Below are 14,000 nucleotides of genomic sequence, written 5' to 3' on the forward strand. Positions count from 1 at the left end.
AGTCTCGTTTCCCGCTCCAAATTCTTCCCCCAATAAAATATCCACAGCGACGCGATGCGTTATTGCTGGTTTTTGTTGCCTCTGACAAACTCTTGTAAACAGAGTTATCCACAGGTCCGGGCTGTAATCTTAATTTCAGAAAAACTTCGCACGGTGAATAGTAATTTTTTAACTTGTTGATATATAAGTTGAAAATTAAGATTGCATTTTGTCGTATCGATCACTTGACGATGATATTCGTCTTGAATTGCAATGCGTTTTTATTTTTATTCACAAGCTGTGGATGAATCAGGCGTCACGTGGTAGTCCCTTTTCAATTACACGAACCAGACGCTGTTTTTTTGGTAATTGCACTTCGACCACGCACGCATTTCGTCTCTCAATTTGCTGCGCAATCGCCCACGCTATATGCTCATCAAGAAGTGGGTGCTCACCTTTACGACTTTCCAGCGCCGTCAGAATCGCTTCATCCCAGGGCGCATTGCCTAATGCTACGGCGATATTACGCAGCCAACGCAGGTGACCTATACGGCGAATCGCCGATCCTTCCGTGACTTTTAAGAATTTCTCTTCGCTCCATGCAAAAAGCTCAATGAGTTCCGGTGCGTGTAGTGGTTTGCGCGGGCTGAAATCGTCTTCAGTTGTCAGTTGTGAATAGCGATTCCACGGGCAGATAAGCTGACAGTCATCACAGCCGTAAATACGGTTTCCCATTAACGGTCGCAACTCTTCCGGGATAGCCCCTTCCAGCTCAATCGTCAGATAAGAAATACAACGGCGAGCATCGACGGTATATGGCTCGACGATGGCGCCGGTCGGGCAAATCGTCATACAGGCCACGCATTTACCGCATCCTTCCTCGACCGGTTGATCCACGGGCAGAGGAATATCGACCAGCAATTCACCTAAAAAGAAGAACGAACCGGCCTCGCGATTGAGGATAAGTGAGTGCTTACCTGTCCAGCCAAGTCCAGCTTTTTCAGCTAACGGGCGCTCGAGAATAGGCGCAGAATCGACAAACGGTCTAAAATTCAGCGAAACACAATGTTGCTGAATCATCTCGCCCAGCTTTTTGAGTCGGTTGCGCAGAAGCTTGTGATAGTCACGGCCCAGCGCATAACGGCTAACATAGCCGAGTTTGGGATTTTTCAGCGTGCTGGCAAATGCGGCGTTGGCAGGAAGATAATTCATCCGCACGCTGATCACGCGCAGCGTACCGGGCAATAACTCGTGGGGGCGGGCGCGCAGCATACCGTGACGCGCCATCCAGTCCATTTCGCCGTGGTACTGTTTGTCCAGCCATGCTTGCAGTTTGGGCTCGGACTCGCTGAGATCGGTATCGGTAATACCCACCTGCTGAAAGCCCAGTTCCAGCCCCCACTGTTTAATTTTTTGCGCTAACTGATTGAGATCGAGGGGCTCTGACATGACGGACCATACAATGAAGAAAAACCCCGTAAGTATACCACACACCGTCTGGCACGCCGACGATATCCGCCGCGGCGAACGTGAGGCGGCAGATGCGCTGGGGCTAACGCTCTATGAGCTGATGCTTCGCGCTGGCGAAGCCGCATTTCAGGTGTGTCGTGCTGCTTATCCTGACGCCCGCCACTGGCTGGTGCTGTGCGGTCACGGCAATAACGGCGGTGATGGTTACGTGGTCGCGCGGCTGGCAAAAGCGGTCGGCATTGATGTCACGCTGCTGGCCCAGGAAAGTGACAAACCGTTGCCGGAAGAGGCCGCGCTGGCACGCGAGGCATGGTTAAACGCGGGAGGCGAAATCCATGCGACGAATATTGTCTGGCCCGAGTCGGTGGATCTGATCGTCGATGCGCTGCTCGGCACTGGATTGCAGCAAGCGCCTCGTGAATCTATTAGCCAATTAATCGACCATGCTAATACCCATCCCGCGCCGATTGTGGCGGTTGATATCCCTTCCGGCCTGTTGGCGGAAACCGGCGCCACGCCAGGTGCGGTGATCAACGCCGATCACACCATCACCTTTATTGCGCTGAAACCTGGCTTGCTCACCGGGAAAGCGCGGGATGTTACCGGACAACTGCATTTTGACTCTCTGGGGCTGGATAGCTGGCTGGCAGGTCAGGAGACGAAAATTCAACGGTTTTCTGCTGAACAACTTTCTCACTGGCTGAAACCGCGTCGCCCGACTTCGCATAAAGGTGATCACGGGCGGCTGGTGATTATCGGTGGCGATCACGGCACGGCAGGAGCTATTCGTATGACAGGAGAAGCGGCGCTGCGTGCTGGCGCTGGTTTGGTCAGAGTGCTGACCCGCAGTGAAAACATTGCGCCGCTGCTGACCGCACGACCGGAATTGATGGTGCATGAACTGACTATGGACTCTCTTACAGACAGCCTGGAATGGGCCGATGTGGTGGTGATTGGCCCAGGTTTGGGCCAGCAAGAATGGGGAAAAAAAGCCCTGCAAAAAGTTGAGAATTTTCGTAAACCGATGTTGTGGGATGCCGATGCATTGAACCTGCTGGCAATCAATCCCGATAAGCGTCACAATCGCGTGATCACGCCGCATCCTGGCGAGGCTGCGCGGTTGTTAGGCTGTTCCGTCGCTGAAATTGAAAGTGACCGCTTACATTACGCACAACGTCTGGTACAACGTTATGGCGGCGTAGCGGTGCTGAAAGGTGCCGGAACCGTGGTCGCCGCACATCCTGACGCTTTAGGTATTATTGACGCCGGAAATGCAGGCATGGCGAGCGGCGGCATGGGCGATGTGCTCTCTGGTATTATTGGCGCATTGCTTGGGCAAAAATTATCGCCGTATGATGCAGCGTGCGCGGGCTGTGTCGCACACGGTGCGGCAGCTGACGTACTGGCAGCGCGTTTTGGTACGCGCGGGATGCTGGCAACCGATCTCTTTTCCACGCTACAGCGTATTGTTAACCCGGAAGTGACTGATAAAAACCATGATGAATCGAGTAATTCCGCTCCCTGATGAGCAGGCAACATTAGACCTGGGCGAGCGGGTAGCGAAAGCCTGCGATGGCGCAACCGTAATCTATCTGTATGGCGATTTAGGCGCAGGTAAAACCACCTTCAGCCGGGGCTTTTTACAAGCTCTGGGTCATCAGGGTAATGTCAAAAGCCCCACTTATACGCTGGTCGAACCCTATACGCTCGACAATTTAATGGTTTATCACTTTGATTTGTACCGCCTTGCCGATCCCGAGGAGTTGGAGTTTATGGGGATCCGCGACTATTTTGCCAACGATGCCATCTGCCTGGTGGAGTGGCCACAACAAGGTACAGGTGTTCTTCCTGACCCGGATGTCGAAATACACATTGATTATCAGGCACAAGGCCGTGAGGCGCGCGTGAGTGCGGTTTCCTCTGCGGGTGAATTGTTGCTGGCGCGTTTAGCCGGTTAACCTTTAAAAGGTGGCGGGATGATGTATCGCATCAGAAATTGGTTGGTGGCGGCGTTGGTGCTGCTGTGCGCGCAGGCTGGCGCCGCGACGCTCTCTGATATTCAGGTTTCTAACGGTAATCAACAGGCGCGGATAACGTTAAGTTTTAATGGCGATCCTGATTATGCGTTTAGCCATCAAAGCAAACGCACCGTGGCGCTCGATATCAAACAAACGGGCGTGATTCAGGGGCTGCCGTTGTTGTTCAGCGGTAATAATCTGGTGAAGGCGATTCGCTCTGGAACGCCTAAAGATGCACAAACGTTGCGGCTGGTGGTCGATCTTACCGAAAACGGTAAAACCGAAGCGGTGAAGCGGCAGAATGGCAGCAATTACACCGTTGTCTTTACGATTAATGCCGATGCGCCGCCACCGCCCCCTCCACCGCCTGTGGTTGCTAAACGCGTTGAGGCTCCGCCAGTGGTTGCCCCGCGTGTCAGCGAACCGGCGCGCAATCCGTTTAAAACAGAAAGCAACCGTACCACGGGTGTTATCAGCAGCAATACGGTAACGCGTCCGGCAGCGCGCGCGACGGCTAACACTGGCGATAAAATTGTCATCGCTATTGATGCTGGACACGGCGGTCAGGACCCTGGCGCTATCGGCCCTGGTGGTACGCGGGAGAAAAATGTCACCATCGCCATTGCGCGTAAATTACGTACCTTGCTCAATAACGATCCGATGTTTAAGGGCGTTTTAACCCGTGACGGGGATTACTTTATCTCGGTGATGGGGCGCAGTGATGTGGCACGTAAGCAAAACGCCAATTTCCTTGTGTCGATTCATGCCGATGCCGCACCAAACCGTAGTGCCACCGGTGCCTCCGTATGGGTGCTCTCAAACCGTCGCGCCAACAGCGAAATGGCAAGCTGGCTGGAACAGCATGAGAAGCAGTCGGAGCTGCTGGGCGGGGCGGGCGATGTGCTGGCGAACAGTCAGGCCGACCCGTACCTAAGCCAGGCGGTGCTGGATTTACAATTCGGTCATTCCCAGCGGGTAGGGTATGATGTGGCGACCAATATGATCAGTCAGTTGCAACGCATTGGCGAAATTCATAAACGCCGACCAGAACACGCCAGTCTCGGCGTTCTGCGTTCGCCGGATATCCCGTCAGTACTGGTCGAAACTGGTTTTATCAGCAATAACAGCGAAGAACGTTTGCTGGCGAGCGACGATTACCAACAACAACTGGCAGAAGCCATTTACAACGGCCTGCGCAATTACTTCCTTGCGCATCCAATGCAGTCTGCGCCGCAGGGTGCAACGGCACAAACTGCCAGTACGGTGACGACGCCAGATCGCACGCTGCCAAACTAAGGATTATTGATGCCAATTCAGGTCTTACCGCCACAACTGGCGAACCAGATTGCCGCAGGTGAGGTGGTCGAGCGACCTGCGTCGGTAGTCAAAGAACTGGTGGAAAACAGCCTCGATGCCGGCGCGACACGTATCGATATTGATATCGAACGCGGTGGGGCGAAACTTATCCGCATTCGTGATAACGGCTGCGGTATCAAAAAAGATGAGCTGGCGCTGGCGCTCGCGCGTCATGCCACCAGTAAAATCGCCTCTCTGGACGATCTCGAAGCCATTATCAGCCTGGGCTTTCGCGGTGAGGCGCTGGCGAGTATCAGTTCGGTTTCCCGTCTGACGCTCACTTCGCGTACCGCGGAGCAGCAGGAGGCCTGGCAGGCTTATGCCGAAGGCCGCGATATGGACGTGACGGTAAAACCGGCGGCCCATCCGGTGGGAACGACGCTGGAAGTGCTGGACCTGTTCTACAATACGCCGGCGCGGCGCAAATTCCTGCGCACCGAGAAAACCGAATTTAACCATATCGATGAAATCATCCGCCGCATTGCGCTGGCGCGTTTCGACGTCACTATCAACCTGTCGCATAACGGCAAAATCGTACGCCAGTACCGCGCAGTGCCGGAAGGCGGGCAAAAAGAACGCCGTTTAGGGGCGATTTGCGGCACCGCTTTTCTCGAACATGCGCTGGCGATTGAATGGCAACACGGCGATCTCACGCTGCGCGGCTGGGTGGCCGATCCGAATCACATCACGCCCGCACTGGCGGAAATTCAGTATTGCTACGTGAATGGTCGCATGATGCGCGATCGCCTGATCAATCACGCGATCCGCCAGGCCTGCGAAGACAAACTGGGGGCCGATCAGCAACCGGCATTTGTGCTATATCTGGAGATCGACCCGCATCAGGTGGACGTCAACGTACACCCCGCCAAACACGAAGTGCGTTTCCATCAGTCGCGTCTGGTGCATGACTTTATCTATCAGGGCGTGCTGAGCGTGCTGCAACAGCAGCTGGAAACGCCTTTGCCGTTGGAAGATAACGCCCAGTCAGCACCGCGCCATATACCCGAAAACCGCGTGGCAGCAGGGCGTAATCACTTTGCTGAACCGGCAGTTCGTGAGCCAGTGGCTCCGCGTTACTCTCCGTCTTCATCTCCTGCGCCTGCTGCAAGTAGCGGTAGCCGTCAGGCCGCCCCGTGGCCGAACGCGCAACCGGGCTACCAGAAACAGCAAGGCGATGTGTATCGCCAGCTTTTGCAAACGCCTGCAGCGATGCACAAACCAAAAGTGCAAGAATCGCAGGAACTTACGCTGGCTGCGAATGGTCAAAGCTTTGGTCGGGTGTTGACTATCGTCCATTCGGACTGTGCGCTACTAGAACGTGACGGCAATATTTCACTTTTAGCCCTGCCGGTGGCGGAGCGCTGGTTACGTCAGGCGCAGTTAACGCCGGGAGATGCGCCGGTCTGCGCTCAGCCGCTGCTTATTCCGCTGCGGCTAAAAGTCTCTGGTGAAGAAAGATCGGCCTTAGAAAAAGCGCAGTCTGCACTGGCGGAATTGGGTATTGAATTTCAGTCCGATGCGCAGCATGTGACCATCAGGGCCGTGCCTTTACCCTTACGCCAACAAAATTTACAAATCTTGATTCCTGAACTGATAGGCTACCTGGCGAAGCAGTCCGTATTCGAACCTGGCAATATTGCACAGTGGATTGCACGAAATCTGATGAGCGAACATGCGCAGTGGTCAATGGCACAGGCCATTACCCTGCTGACGGACGTAGAACGGTTATGTCCGCAGCTTGTGAAAACGCCGCCGGGTGGTCTGTTACAATCTGTTGATTTACATCCGGCGATAAAAGCCCTGAAAGATGAGTGATATCAGTAAGGCGAGCCTGCCTAAGGCGATTTTTTTGATGGGGCCGACGGCCTCCGGTAAAACGGCGTTAGCTATTGAGCTGCGTAAAATTTTACCAGTAGAGTTGATAAGCGTTGATTCTGCCCTTATTTACAAAGGGATGGATATCGGGACGGCGAAGCCGAACGCTGAAGAATTACTCGCCGCGCCGCACCGATTGCTGGATATTCGCGATCCGTCGCAGGCTTATTCGGCCGCTGATTTTCGCCGCGATGCGCTGGCGGAAATGGCCGATATCACGGCGGCGGGGCGGATCCCGCTGTTAGTGGGCGGTACGATGTTGTATTTCAAGGCGTTGCTGGAAGGGTTGTCGCCACTACCGTCGGCGGACCCGGAAGTACGGGCCAGAATTGAGCAACAGGCGGCAGAGCAAGGTTGGGAGTCATTGCATCGTCAACTTCAGGAGATCGATCCGGTTGCGGCAGCAAGGATTCATCCAAATGATCCACAAAGGCTTTCCCGAGCACTGGAAGTTTTTTTCATTTCGGGTAAAACTTTAACGGAACTGACGCAAACGTCAGGAGACGCTCTACCGTATCAGGTGCATCAGTTCGCCATCGCCCCGGCGAGCCGTGAACTGCTCCATCAACGAATTGAGCAGCGTTTTCATCAGATGTTGGCTTCAGGTTTTGAAGCAGAAGTCCGGGCGCTTTTTGCCCGAGGAGATTTGCATACGGATTTGCCTTCCATTCGTTGCGTGGGTTATCGCCAGATGTGGTCTTACCTTGAAGGCGAAATCTCATACGATGAAATGGTTTATCGAGGTGTTTGCGCCACGAGACAGTTGGCGAAGCGGCAGATAACCTGGCTGCGTGGTTGGGAAGGGGTTCACTGGCTTGACAGTGAAAAACCAGAACAGGCGCGTGACGAAGTATTACAGGTTGTTGGTGCTATCGCAGGCTGAATGTGTACAATTGAGACGTATCGTGCGCAATTTTTTCAGAATCGAAAGGTTCAAAGTACAAATAAGCATATAAGGAAAAGAGAGAATGGCTAAGGGGCAATCTTTACAAGATCCGTTCCTGAACGCACTGCGTCGGGAACGTGTTCCAGTTTCTATTTATTTGGTGAATGGTATTAAGCTGCAAGGACAAATCGAGTCTTTTGATCAGTTCGTGATCCTGTTGAAAAACACGGTCAGCCAGATGGTTTATAAGCACGCGATTTCTACTGTTGTCCCGTCTCGCCCGGTTTCTCATCACAGTAACAACGCCGGTGGCGGTACCAGCAGTAACTACCATCATGGTAGCAGCGCGCAGAATACTTCCGCGCAACAGGACAGCGAAGAAACCGAATAAGGTTTCGGGCTGTTTTTTTTACACGGGGAGCCAGCGATCCTGCGTTCCCCGCTGATCTATTTAGAGGGTTATACGCTTGTTTGACCGTTATGATGCTGGTGAGCAGGCGGTACTGGTACACATCTATTTTACGCAAGACAAAGATATGGAAGACCTCCAGGAGTTTGAATCTCTGGTTTCTTCCGCCGGTGTCGAAGCATTGCAGGTGATTACCGGTAGCCGTAAAGCGCCGCACCCAAAGTATTTTGTAGGTGAAGGTAAAGCAGTTGAAATTGCGGAAGCCGTAAAAGCGACGGGAGCTTCGGTCGTTCTTTTTGACCATGCCCTGAGCCCGGCGCAGGAGCGTAACCTGGAGCGTTTGTGCGAGTGTCGTGTTATCGACCGCACCGGCCTTATTTTAGATATTTTCGCCCAACGTGCGCGTACCCATGAGGGTAAGTTGCAGGTTGAGCTGGCGCAGCTGCGCCATCTGGCTACGCGCCTGGTGCGTGGCTGGACCCACCTTGAAAGACAGAAAGGCGGGATCGGTTTGCGGGGGCCGGGTGAAACCCAGCTCGAAACCGACCGTCGTTTGTTGCGTAATCGCATCGTACAGATACAGTCGCGCCTGGAAAGAGTTGAAAAGCAGCGTGAGCAGGGGCGGCAATCACGTATCAAAGCCGACGTCCCTACTGTTTCGCTGGTGGGATATACCAACGCCGGTAAATCTACCCTTTTCAATCGCATCACCGAAGCGCGGGTCTACGCGGCGGACCAGTTGTTTGCCACCCTCGACCCGACGTTGCGGCGTATTGACGTCGCAGATGTCGGTGAAACCGTGCTGGCAGATACCGTAGGGTTTATTCGCCACCTGCCGCACGATCTGGTGGCGGCATTTAAAGCCACGTTACAAGAGACGCGGCAAGCCACATTGCTGCTGCACGTCATTGATGCGGCGGATGTGCGTGTACAAGAAAACATCGAAGCGGTGAATACGGTTCTTGAAGAGATCGACGCTCACGAGATCCCAACCCTGCTGGTGATGAACAAGATCGATATGCTGGAAGATTTCGAACCGCGTATTGATCGGGACGAAGAGAACAAACCGATCCGTGTCTGGCTTTCCGCACAGACCGGAGCGGGGATACCACAGCTTTTTCAGGCTTTGACGGAGCGGCTTTCCGGCGAGGTGGCGCAGCATACATTGCGTCTGCCACCGCAGGAAGGGCGTCTGAGAAGTCGTTTTTATCAGCTTCAGGCAATAGAAAAAGAGTGGATGGAGGAGGACGGCAGCGTAAGTCTGCAAGTTCGTATGCCGATCGTTGACTGGCGTCGCCTCTGTAAACAAGAACCGGCGTTGATCGATTACCTGATCTAACGGCGTAGCGTCTGAAGCGTGGAGTCATATCCTCTGGCGTCGAAAGACAACAGGGATCACCGCATAACAAATATGGAGCACAAACATGGCGTGGAATCAGCCCGGTAATAACGGACAAGACCGCGACCCGTGGGGAAGCAGCAAACCTGGCGGCAACTCTGAGGGAAATGGAAACAAAGGCGGTCGCGATCAAGGGCCACCTGATTTAGATGATATCTTCCGCAAACTGAGCAAAAAGCTCGGTGGTCTGGGCGGCGGTAAAGGCACTGGTTCTGGCGGTGGCAGTTCATCGCAAGGCCCGCGCCCGCAGCTTGGCGGTCGTGTCGTTACCATCGCAGCGGCAGCGATTGTCATTATCTGGGCGGCCAGTGGTTTCTACACCATTAAAGAAGCCGAACGCGGCGTGGTAACACGCTTTGGCAAATTCAGCCATCTGGTTGAGCCGGGTCTGAACTGGAAACCGACGTTTATCGACGAAGTCAAACCGGTGAACGTGGAAGCCGTGCGTGAACTGGCCGCTTCCGGTGTGATGCTGACGTCCGATGAAAACGTAGTGCGCGTTGAGATGAACGTGCAGTACCGCGTCACCAATCCGGAAAAATATCTGTATAGCGTGACCAGCCCGGATGACAGCCTGCGTCAGGCTACCGACAGCGCCCTGCGTGGGGTTATCGGTAAATACACCATGGACCGCATTCTGACGGAAGGTCGTACCGTGATTCGTAGCGATACTCAGCGCGAACTGGAAGAGACTATCCGCCCGTATGACATGGGTATCACGCTGCTGGACGTCAACTTCCAGGCTGCTCGTCCGCCGGAAGAAGTAAAAGCGGCGTTTGATGATGCGATTGCCGCGCGTGAAAACGAACAGCAATACATTCGTGAAGCAGAAGCGTATACCAACGAAGTTCAGCCGCGTGCGAACGGTCAGGCGCAACGTATCCTCGAAGAGGCGCGTGCGTACAAGGCCCAGACCATCCTGGAAGCTCAGGGTGAAGTGGCGCGCTTTGCTAAACTTCTGCCGGAATATAAAGCCGCGCCGGAAATTACTCGCGAGCGTCTGTATATCGAGACGATGGAAAAAGTGTTGGGCAACACCCGCAAAGTGCTGGTTAACGATAAAGGTGGCAACCTGATGGTTCTGCCGTTAGACCAGATGCTGAAAGGTGGTAACGCCCCTGCGGCGAAGAGCGATAACGGTGCCAGCAATCTGCTGCGTCTGCCGCCAGCCTCTTCCTCCACAACCAGTGGAGTAAGCAACACGTCGTCCACCAGTCAGGGCGATATTATGGACCAACGCCGCGCCAACGCGCAGCGTAACGACTACCAGCGTCAGGGGGAATAACGATGCGTAAGTCAGTTATCGCGATTATCATCATCGTGCTGGTAGTGCTTTACATGTCTGTCTTTGTCGTCAAAGAAGGTGAGCGCGGTATTACGCTGCGTTTTGGTAAGGTACTGCGTGACGATGACAACAAACCTCTGGTTTATGAGCCGGGTCTGCATTTCAAGATACCGTTCATTGAAACGGTGAAAATGCTCGACGCGCGTATTCAGACCATGGACAACCAGGCAGACCGCTTTGTGACCAAAGAGAAGAAAGACCTGATCGTCGACTCTTACATCAAATGGCGCATCAGCGATTTCAGCCGTTACTACCTGGCAACGGGTGGTGGCGACATTTCGCAAGCGGAAGTGCTGTTGAAACGTAAGTTCTCTGACCGTCTGCGTTCTGAAATTGGTCGTCTGGACGTGAAAGACATCGTCACCGATTCCCGTGGTCGTCTGACCCTGGAAGTGCGTGACGCGCTGAACTCTGGTTCTGCGGGTACAGAAGATGAAGTTACTACCCCGGCAGCAGATAACGCCATTGCCGAAGCGGCAGAGCGCGTAACGGCTGAGACGAAGGGCAAAGTTCCGGTCATCAACCCGAACAGTATGGCGGCGCTGGGTATTGAAGTTGTCGATGTGCGTATCAAGCAGATCAACCTGCCGACCGAAGTGTCTGAAGCGATCTACAACCGTATGCGCGCCGAGCGTGAAGCGGTAGCGCGTCGTCATCGTTCACAAGGTCAGGAAGAAGCAGAAAAACTGCGTGCGACTGCCGACTATGAAGTGACCAGAACGCTGGCAGAAGCTGAGCGTCAGGGCCGTATCATGCGCGGTGAAGGTGATGCCGAAGCTGCCAAGCTGTTTGCAGACGCATTCAGCAAGGATCCGGACTTCTACGCATTCATCCGTAGCCTGCGTGCTTATGAGAACAGCTTCTCTGGCAATCAGGACGTGATGGTCATGAGCCCGGACAGCGATTTCTTCCGCTACATGAAGACGCCGAGCTCCACGACGCGTTAATATAACGACCGCGGTACAGGTCAATAAAGCCACCGCATCCTCAGGGATGTCGGTGGTTTTCTTTTTCTATAAGGATAATGAATGAATTCGACAATCTGGCTGGCGCTTGCCCTGGTTTTAGTGTTGGAAGGTTTAGGGCCGATGCTTTACCCGAAGGCATGGAAGAAGATGATCTCCGCAATGACTAATTTACCCGATAATATTTTACGTCGTTTTGGCGGTGGACTTGTGGTTGCGGGCGTTGTGGTCTACTACATGTTGAGGAAAACGATTGGCTGAACAAAAAATAGGCTGACTAAGGTCATTTTTGGATGCAAAAAGTGCTGTAACTCTGAAAAAGCGATGGTAGAATCCATTTTTAAGCAAACGGTGATTTTGAAAAATGGGTAACAACGTCGTCGTACTGGGCACCCAATGGGGTGACGAAGGTAAAGGTAAGATCGTCGATCTTCTGACTGAACGGGCTAAATATGTTGTACGCTACCAGGGCGGTCACAACGCAGGCCATACTCTCGTAATCAACGGTGAAAAAACCGTTCTCCATCTTATTCCATCAGGTATTCTCCGCGAGAATGTAACCAGCATCATCGGTAACGGTGTTGTGCTGTCTCCGGCCGCGCTGATGAAAGAGATGAAAGAACTGGAAGACCGTGGCATCCCCGTTCGTGAGCGTCTACTGCTGTCTGAAGCATGTCCGCTGATCCTTGATTATCACGTTGCGCTGGATAACGCGCGTGAGAAAGCGCGTGGCGCGAAAGCGATCGGCACCACCGGTCGTGGTATCGGGCCTGCTTATGAAGATAAAGTGGCTCGTCGTGGTCTGCGTGTTGGCGACCTTTTCGACAAAGAAACCTTCGCTGAAAAACTGAAAGAAGTGATGGAATATCACAACTTCCAGTTGGTTAACTACTACAAAGCTGAAGCGGTTGATTACCAGAAGGTTCTGGATGATACGATGGCAGTTGCCGACATCCTGACTTCTATGGTGGTTGACGTTTCTGACCTGCTCGACCAGGCGCGTCAGCGTGGCGATTTCGTCATGTTCGAAGGTGCGCAGGGTACGCTGCTGGATATCGACCACGGTACTTATCCGTACGTAACTTCTTCCAACACCACTGCTGGTGGCGTGGCGACCGGTTCCGGCCTGGGCCCGCGTTATGTTGATTACGTTCTGGGTATCCTCAAAGCTTACTCCACTCGTGTAGGTGCAGGTCCGTTCCCGACCGAACTGTTTGATGAAACTGGCGAGTTCCTCTGCAAGCAGGGTAACGAATTCGGCGCAACTACAGGTCGTCGTCGTCGTACCGGCTGGCTGGATACCGTTGCCGTTCGTCGTGCGGTGCAACTGAACTCCCTGTCTGGCTTCTGCCTGACCAAACTGGACGTTCTGGATGGCCTGAAAGAGGTGAAACTCTGCGTGGCTTACCGTATGCCGGATGGTCGCGAAGTGACGACCACTCCGCTGGCAGCTGACGACTGGAAAGGTGTTGAGCCGATTTACGAAACCATGCCGGGCTGGTCTGAATCCACCTTCGGCGTGAAAGATCGTAGCGGCCTGCCGCAGGCGGCTCTGAACTACATCAAGCGCATTGAAGAGCTGACCGGTGTACCGATCGATATCATCTCTACCGGCCCGGATCGTACTGAAACCATGATTCTGCGCGACCCGTTCGACGCGTAATTCTGGGACGCCCGGCAGATATTTTGCCTGCTGGGCTAACAGTGTGATACATTGCTGTGTCGGGTAAGCCATTACGCTATCCGACACAGTGTTAAATCCTCGCTTTTTTCCTTCCCCAAACTGAAATAAATTAGCGACACAGCTTGTGGCTGGTTTATCATCAATATAAATGTATTTTTTCCCGATTTCCCTTTTTTGAGGTTGATGTGCAGTTAACGAGTTTCACTGATTACGGATTACGTGCGCTGATCTATATGGCATCATTGCCAGAAGGGCGGATGACCAGTATTTCTGAAGTGACTGACGTCTACGGCGTCTCCCGTAATCATATGGTCAAAATAATCAATCAACTTAGTCGTGCCGGCTACGTGACTGCTGTTCGTGGAAAAAATGGCGGCATTCGCCTGGGTAAACCGGCGAGTGCGATACGTATTGGTGATGTGGTGCGCGAGCTGGAACCTTTATCGCTGGTGAATTGCAGTAGTGAGTTTTGCCACATTACACCTGCCTGTCGGTTGAAACAGGCACTTTCTAAGGCCGTGCAAAGTTTTCTTACGGAACTGGATAACTACACGCTTGCCGATTTGGTTGAAGAGAATCAACCGCTTTATAAATTATTGCTGGTGGAGTGACGA

Annotated in this window: 14 protein-coding genes; 13 read left to right on the forward strand and 1 reads right to left on the reverse strand. The window is 53.4% G+C overall.

Features of this window, described 5'->3' with window-relative positions; all coding sequences use genetic code 11:
• Nucleotides 1–252 precede the first annotated feature (252 nt).
• Complete coding sequence (locus tag FEK50_RS03135; RefSeq protein ID WP_100699686.1) at nt 253–306, forward strand: hypothetical protein; 54 nt, start codon at nt 253–255, stop codon at nt 304–306.
• On the opposite strand, the gene queG is transcribed toward FEK50_RS03135, so the two are convergent.
• On the reverse strand, nt 289–1,428 hold the full coding sequence (gene queG, locus FEK50_RS03140; RefSeq protein ID WP_130205981.1) for a tRNA epoxyqueuosine(34) reductase QueG: 1,140 nt from the start codon (nt 1,426–1,428) through the stop codon (nt 289–291). The two genes, FEK50_RS03135 and queG, sit on opposite strands and share 18 nt — an antisense overlap.
• Between queG and nnr the strand changes: the two genes are divergently transcribed.
• The 12 genes from nnr (at nt 1,427) to nsrR (ending at nt 13,997) form a co-directional block, all read left to right on the forward strand.
• On the forward strand, nt 1,427–2,974 hold the full coding sequence (gene nnr, locus FEK50_RS03145) for a bifunctional ADP-dependent NAD(P)H-hydrate dehydratase/NAD(P)H-hydrate epimerase (RefSeq protein WP_130205983.1): 1,548 nt from the start codon (nt 1,427–1,429) through the stop codon (nt 2,972–2,974). The two genes, queG and nnr, sit on opposite strands and share 2 nt — an antisense overlap.
• Nucleotides 2,946–3,407: a tRNA (adenosine(37)-N6)-threonylcarbamoyltransferase complex ATPase subunit type 1 TsaE gene (tsaE, locus tag FEK50_RS03150; RefSeq protein WP_000981977.1), complete on the forward strand. Its 462-nt coding sequence runs from the start codon at nt 2,946–2,948 to the stop codon at nt 3,405–3,407. The genes nnr and tsaE overlap by 29 nt, the downstream gene beginning before the upstream one ends.
• Before the next feature lie 18 nt (nt 3,408–3,425).
• The gene (amiB, locus tag FEK50_RS03155) at nt 3,426–4,763 is read left to right on the forward strand and encodes an N-acetylmuramoyl-L-alanine amidase AmiB (protein ID WP_130205985.1); all 1,338 of its coding nucleotides are present in this window, start codon (nt 3,426–3,428) and stop codon (nt 4,761–4,763) included.
• Nucleotides 4,764–4,772: 9 nt separating this feature from the next.
• A complete protein-coding gene (gene mutL / locus FEK50_RS03160; RefSeq protein ID WP_130205987.1) occupies nt 4,773–6,638 on the forward strand; it encodes a DNA mismatch repair endonuclease MutL in 1,866 nt (621 codons plus the stop codon).
• The gene (miaA, locus tag FEK50_RS03165; RefSeq protein ID WP_001280339.1) at nt 6,631–7,581 is read left to right on the forward strand and encodes a tRNA (adenosine(37)-N6)-dimethylallyltransferase MiaA; all 951 of its coding nucleotides are present in this window, start codon (nt 6,631–6,633) and stop codon (nt 7,579–7,581) included. The genes mutL and miaA overlap by 8 nt, the downstream gene beginning before the upstream one ends.
• Nucleotides 7,582–7,666: 85 nt before the next feature.
• A complete protein-coding gene (gene hfq, locus FEK50_RS03170) occupies nt 7,667–7,975 on the forward strand; it encodes an RNA chaperone Hfq (RefSeq protein ID WP_001051883.1) in 309 nt (102 codons plus the stop codon).
• A 76-nt stretch (nt 7,976–8,051) separates the two neighbouring features.
• Complete coding sequence (hflX, locus tag FEK50_RS03175; protein WP_000460360.1) at nt 8,052–9,332, forward strand: ribosome rescue GTPase HflX; 1,281 nt, start codon at nt 8,052–8,054, stop codon at nt 9,330–9,332.
• An 85-nt stretch (nt 9,333–9,417) separates the two neighbouring features.
• Nucleotides 9,418–10,677 (forward strand): FtsH protease activity modulator HflK, encoded by a 1,260-nt coding sequence (gene hflK / locus FEK50_RS03180; protein WP_130205989.1) that lies wholly within the window; start codon nt 9,418–9,420, stop codon nt 10,675–10,677.
• Between the two features lie 2 nt (nt 10,678–10,679).
• Nucleotides 10,680–11,684: a protease modulator HflC gene (gene hflC, locus FEK50_RS03185; RefSeq protein ID WP_064525789.1), complete on the forward strand. Its 1,005-nt coding sequence runs from the start codon at nt 10,680–10,682 to the stop codon at nt 11,682–11,684.
• A gap of 81 nt (nt 11,685–11,765) precedes the next feature.
• Complete coding sequence (locus FEK50_RS03190) at nt 11,766–11,963, forward strand: DUF2065 domain-containing protein (protein WP_001089295.1); 198 nt, start codon at nt 11,766–11,768, stop codon at nt 11,961–11,963.
• 103 nt (nt 11,964–12,066) lie between these two features.
• Nucleotides 12,067–13,365, forward strand: coding sequence for an adenylosuccinate synthase (gene purA / locus FEK50_RS03195; RefSeq protein WP_000527955.1), 1,299 nt, complete (start codon nt 12,067–12,069; stop codon nt 13,363–13,365).
• 206 nt (nt 13,366–13,571) lie between these two features.
• A complete protein-coding gene (gene nsrR, locus FEK50_RS03200) occupies nt 13,572–13,997 on the forward strand; it encodes a nitric oxide-sensing transcriptional repressor NsrR (protein ID WP_001177639.1) in 426 nt (141 codons plus the stop codon).
• The last annotated feature ends 3 nt before the right edge of the window (nt 13,998–14,000 follow it).

Origin of the sequence: Escherichia sp. E2586, from assembly GCF_005781105.1 — a bacterium.
Lineage (GTDB): Bacteria > Pseudomonadota > Gammaproteobacteria > Enterobacterales > Enterobacteriaceae > Escherichia.

Excerpts from the sequence above, each read along its gene's own strand:
- nnr (WP_130205983.1), top strand. The coding sequence starts at position 1,427 with ATGACGGACCATACAATGAAGAAAAACCCCGTAAGTATACCACACACC.
- mutL (WP_130205987.1), top strand. The coding sequence starts at position 4,773 with ATGCCAATTCAGGTCTTACCGCCACAACTGGCGAACCAGATTGCCGCA.
- queG (WP_130205981.1), bottom strand. The coding sequence starts at position 1,428 with ATGTCAGAGCCCCTCGATCTCAATCAGTTAGCGCAAAAAATTAAACAG.
- miaA (WP_001280339.1), top strand. The coding sequence starts at position 6,631 with ATGAGTGATATCAGTAAGGCGAGCCTGCCTAAGGCGATTTTTTTGATG.
- hflK (WP_130205989.1), top strand. The coding sequence starts at position 9,418 with ATGGCGTGGAATCAGCCCGGTAATAACGGACAAGACCGCGACCCGTGG.
- hflC (WP_064525789.1), top strand. The coding sequence starts at position 10,680 with ATGCGTAAGTCAGTTATCGCGATTATCATCATCGTGCTGGTAGTGCTT.
- tsaE (WP_000981977.1), top strand. The coding sequence starts at position 2,946 with ATGATGAATCGAGTAATTCCGCTCCCTGATGAGCAGGCAACATTAGAC.
- hfq (WP_001051883.1), top strand. The coding sequence starts at position 7,667 with ATGGCTAAGGGGCAATCTTTACAAGATCCGTTCCTGAACGCACTGCGT.
- FEK50_RS03190 (WP_001089295.1), top strand. The coding sequence starts at position 11,766 with ATGAATTCGACAATCTGGCTGGCGCTTGCCCTGGTTTTAGTGTTGGAA.
- amiB (WP_130205985.1), top strand. The coding sequence starts at position 3,426 with ATGATGTATCGCATCAGAAATTGGTTGGTGGCGGCGTTGGTGCTGCTG.
- purA (WP_000527955.1), top strand. The coding sequence starts at position 12,067 with ATGGGTAACAACGTCGTCGTACTGGGCACCCAATGGGGTGACGAAGGT.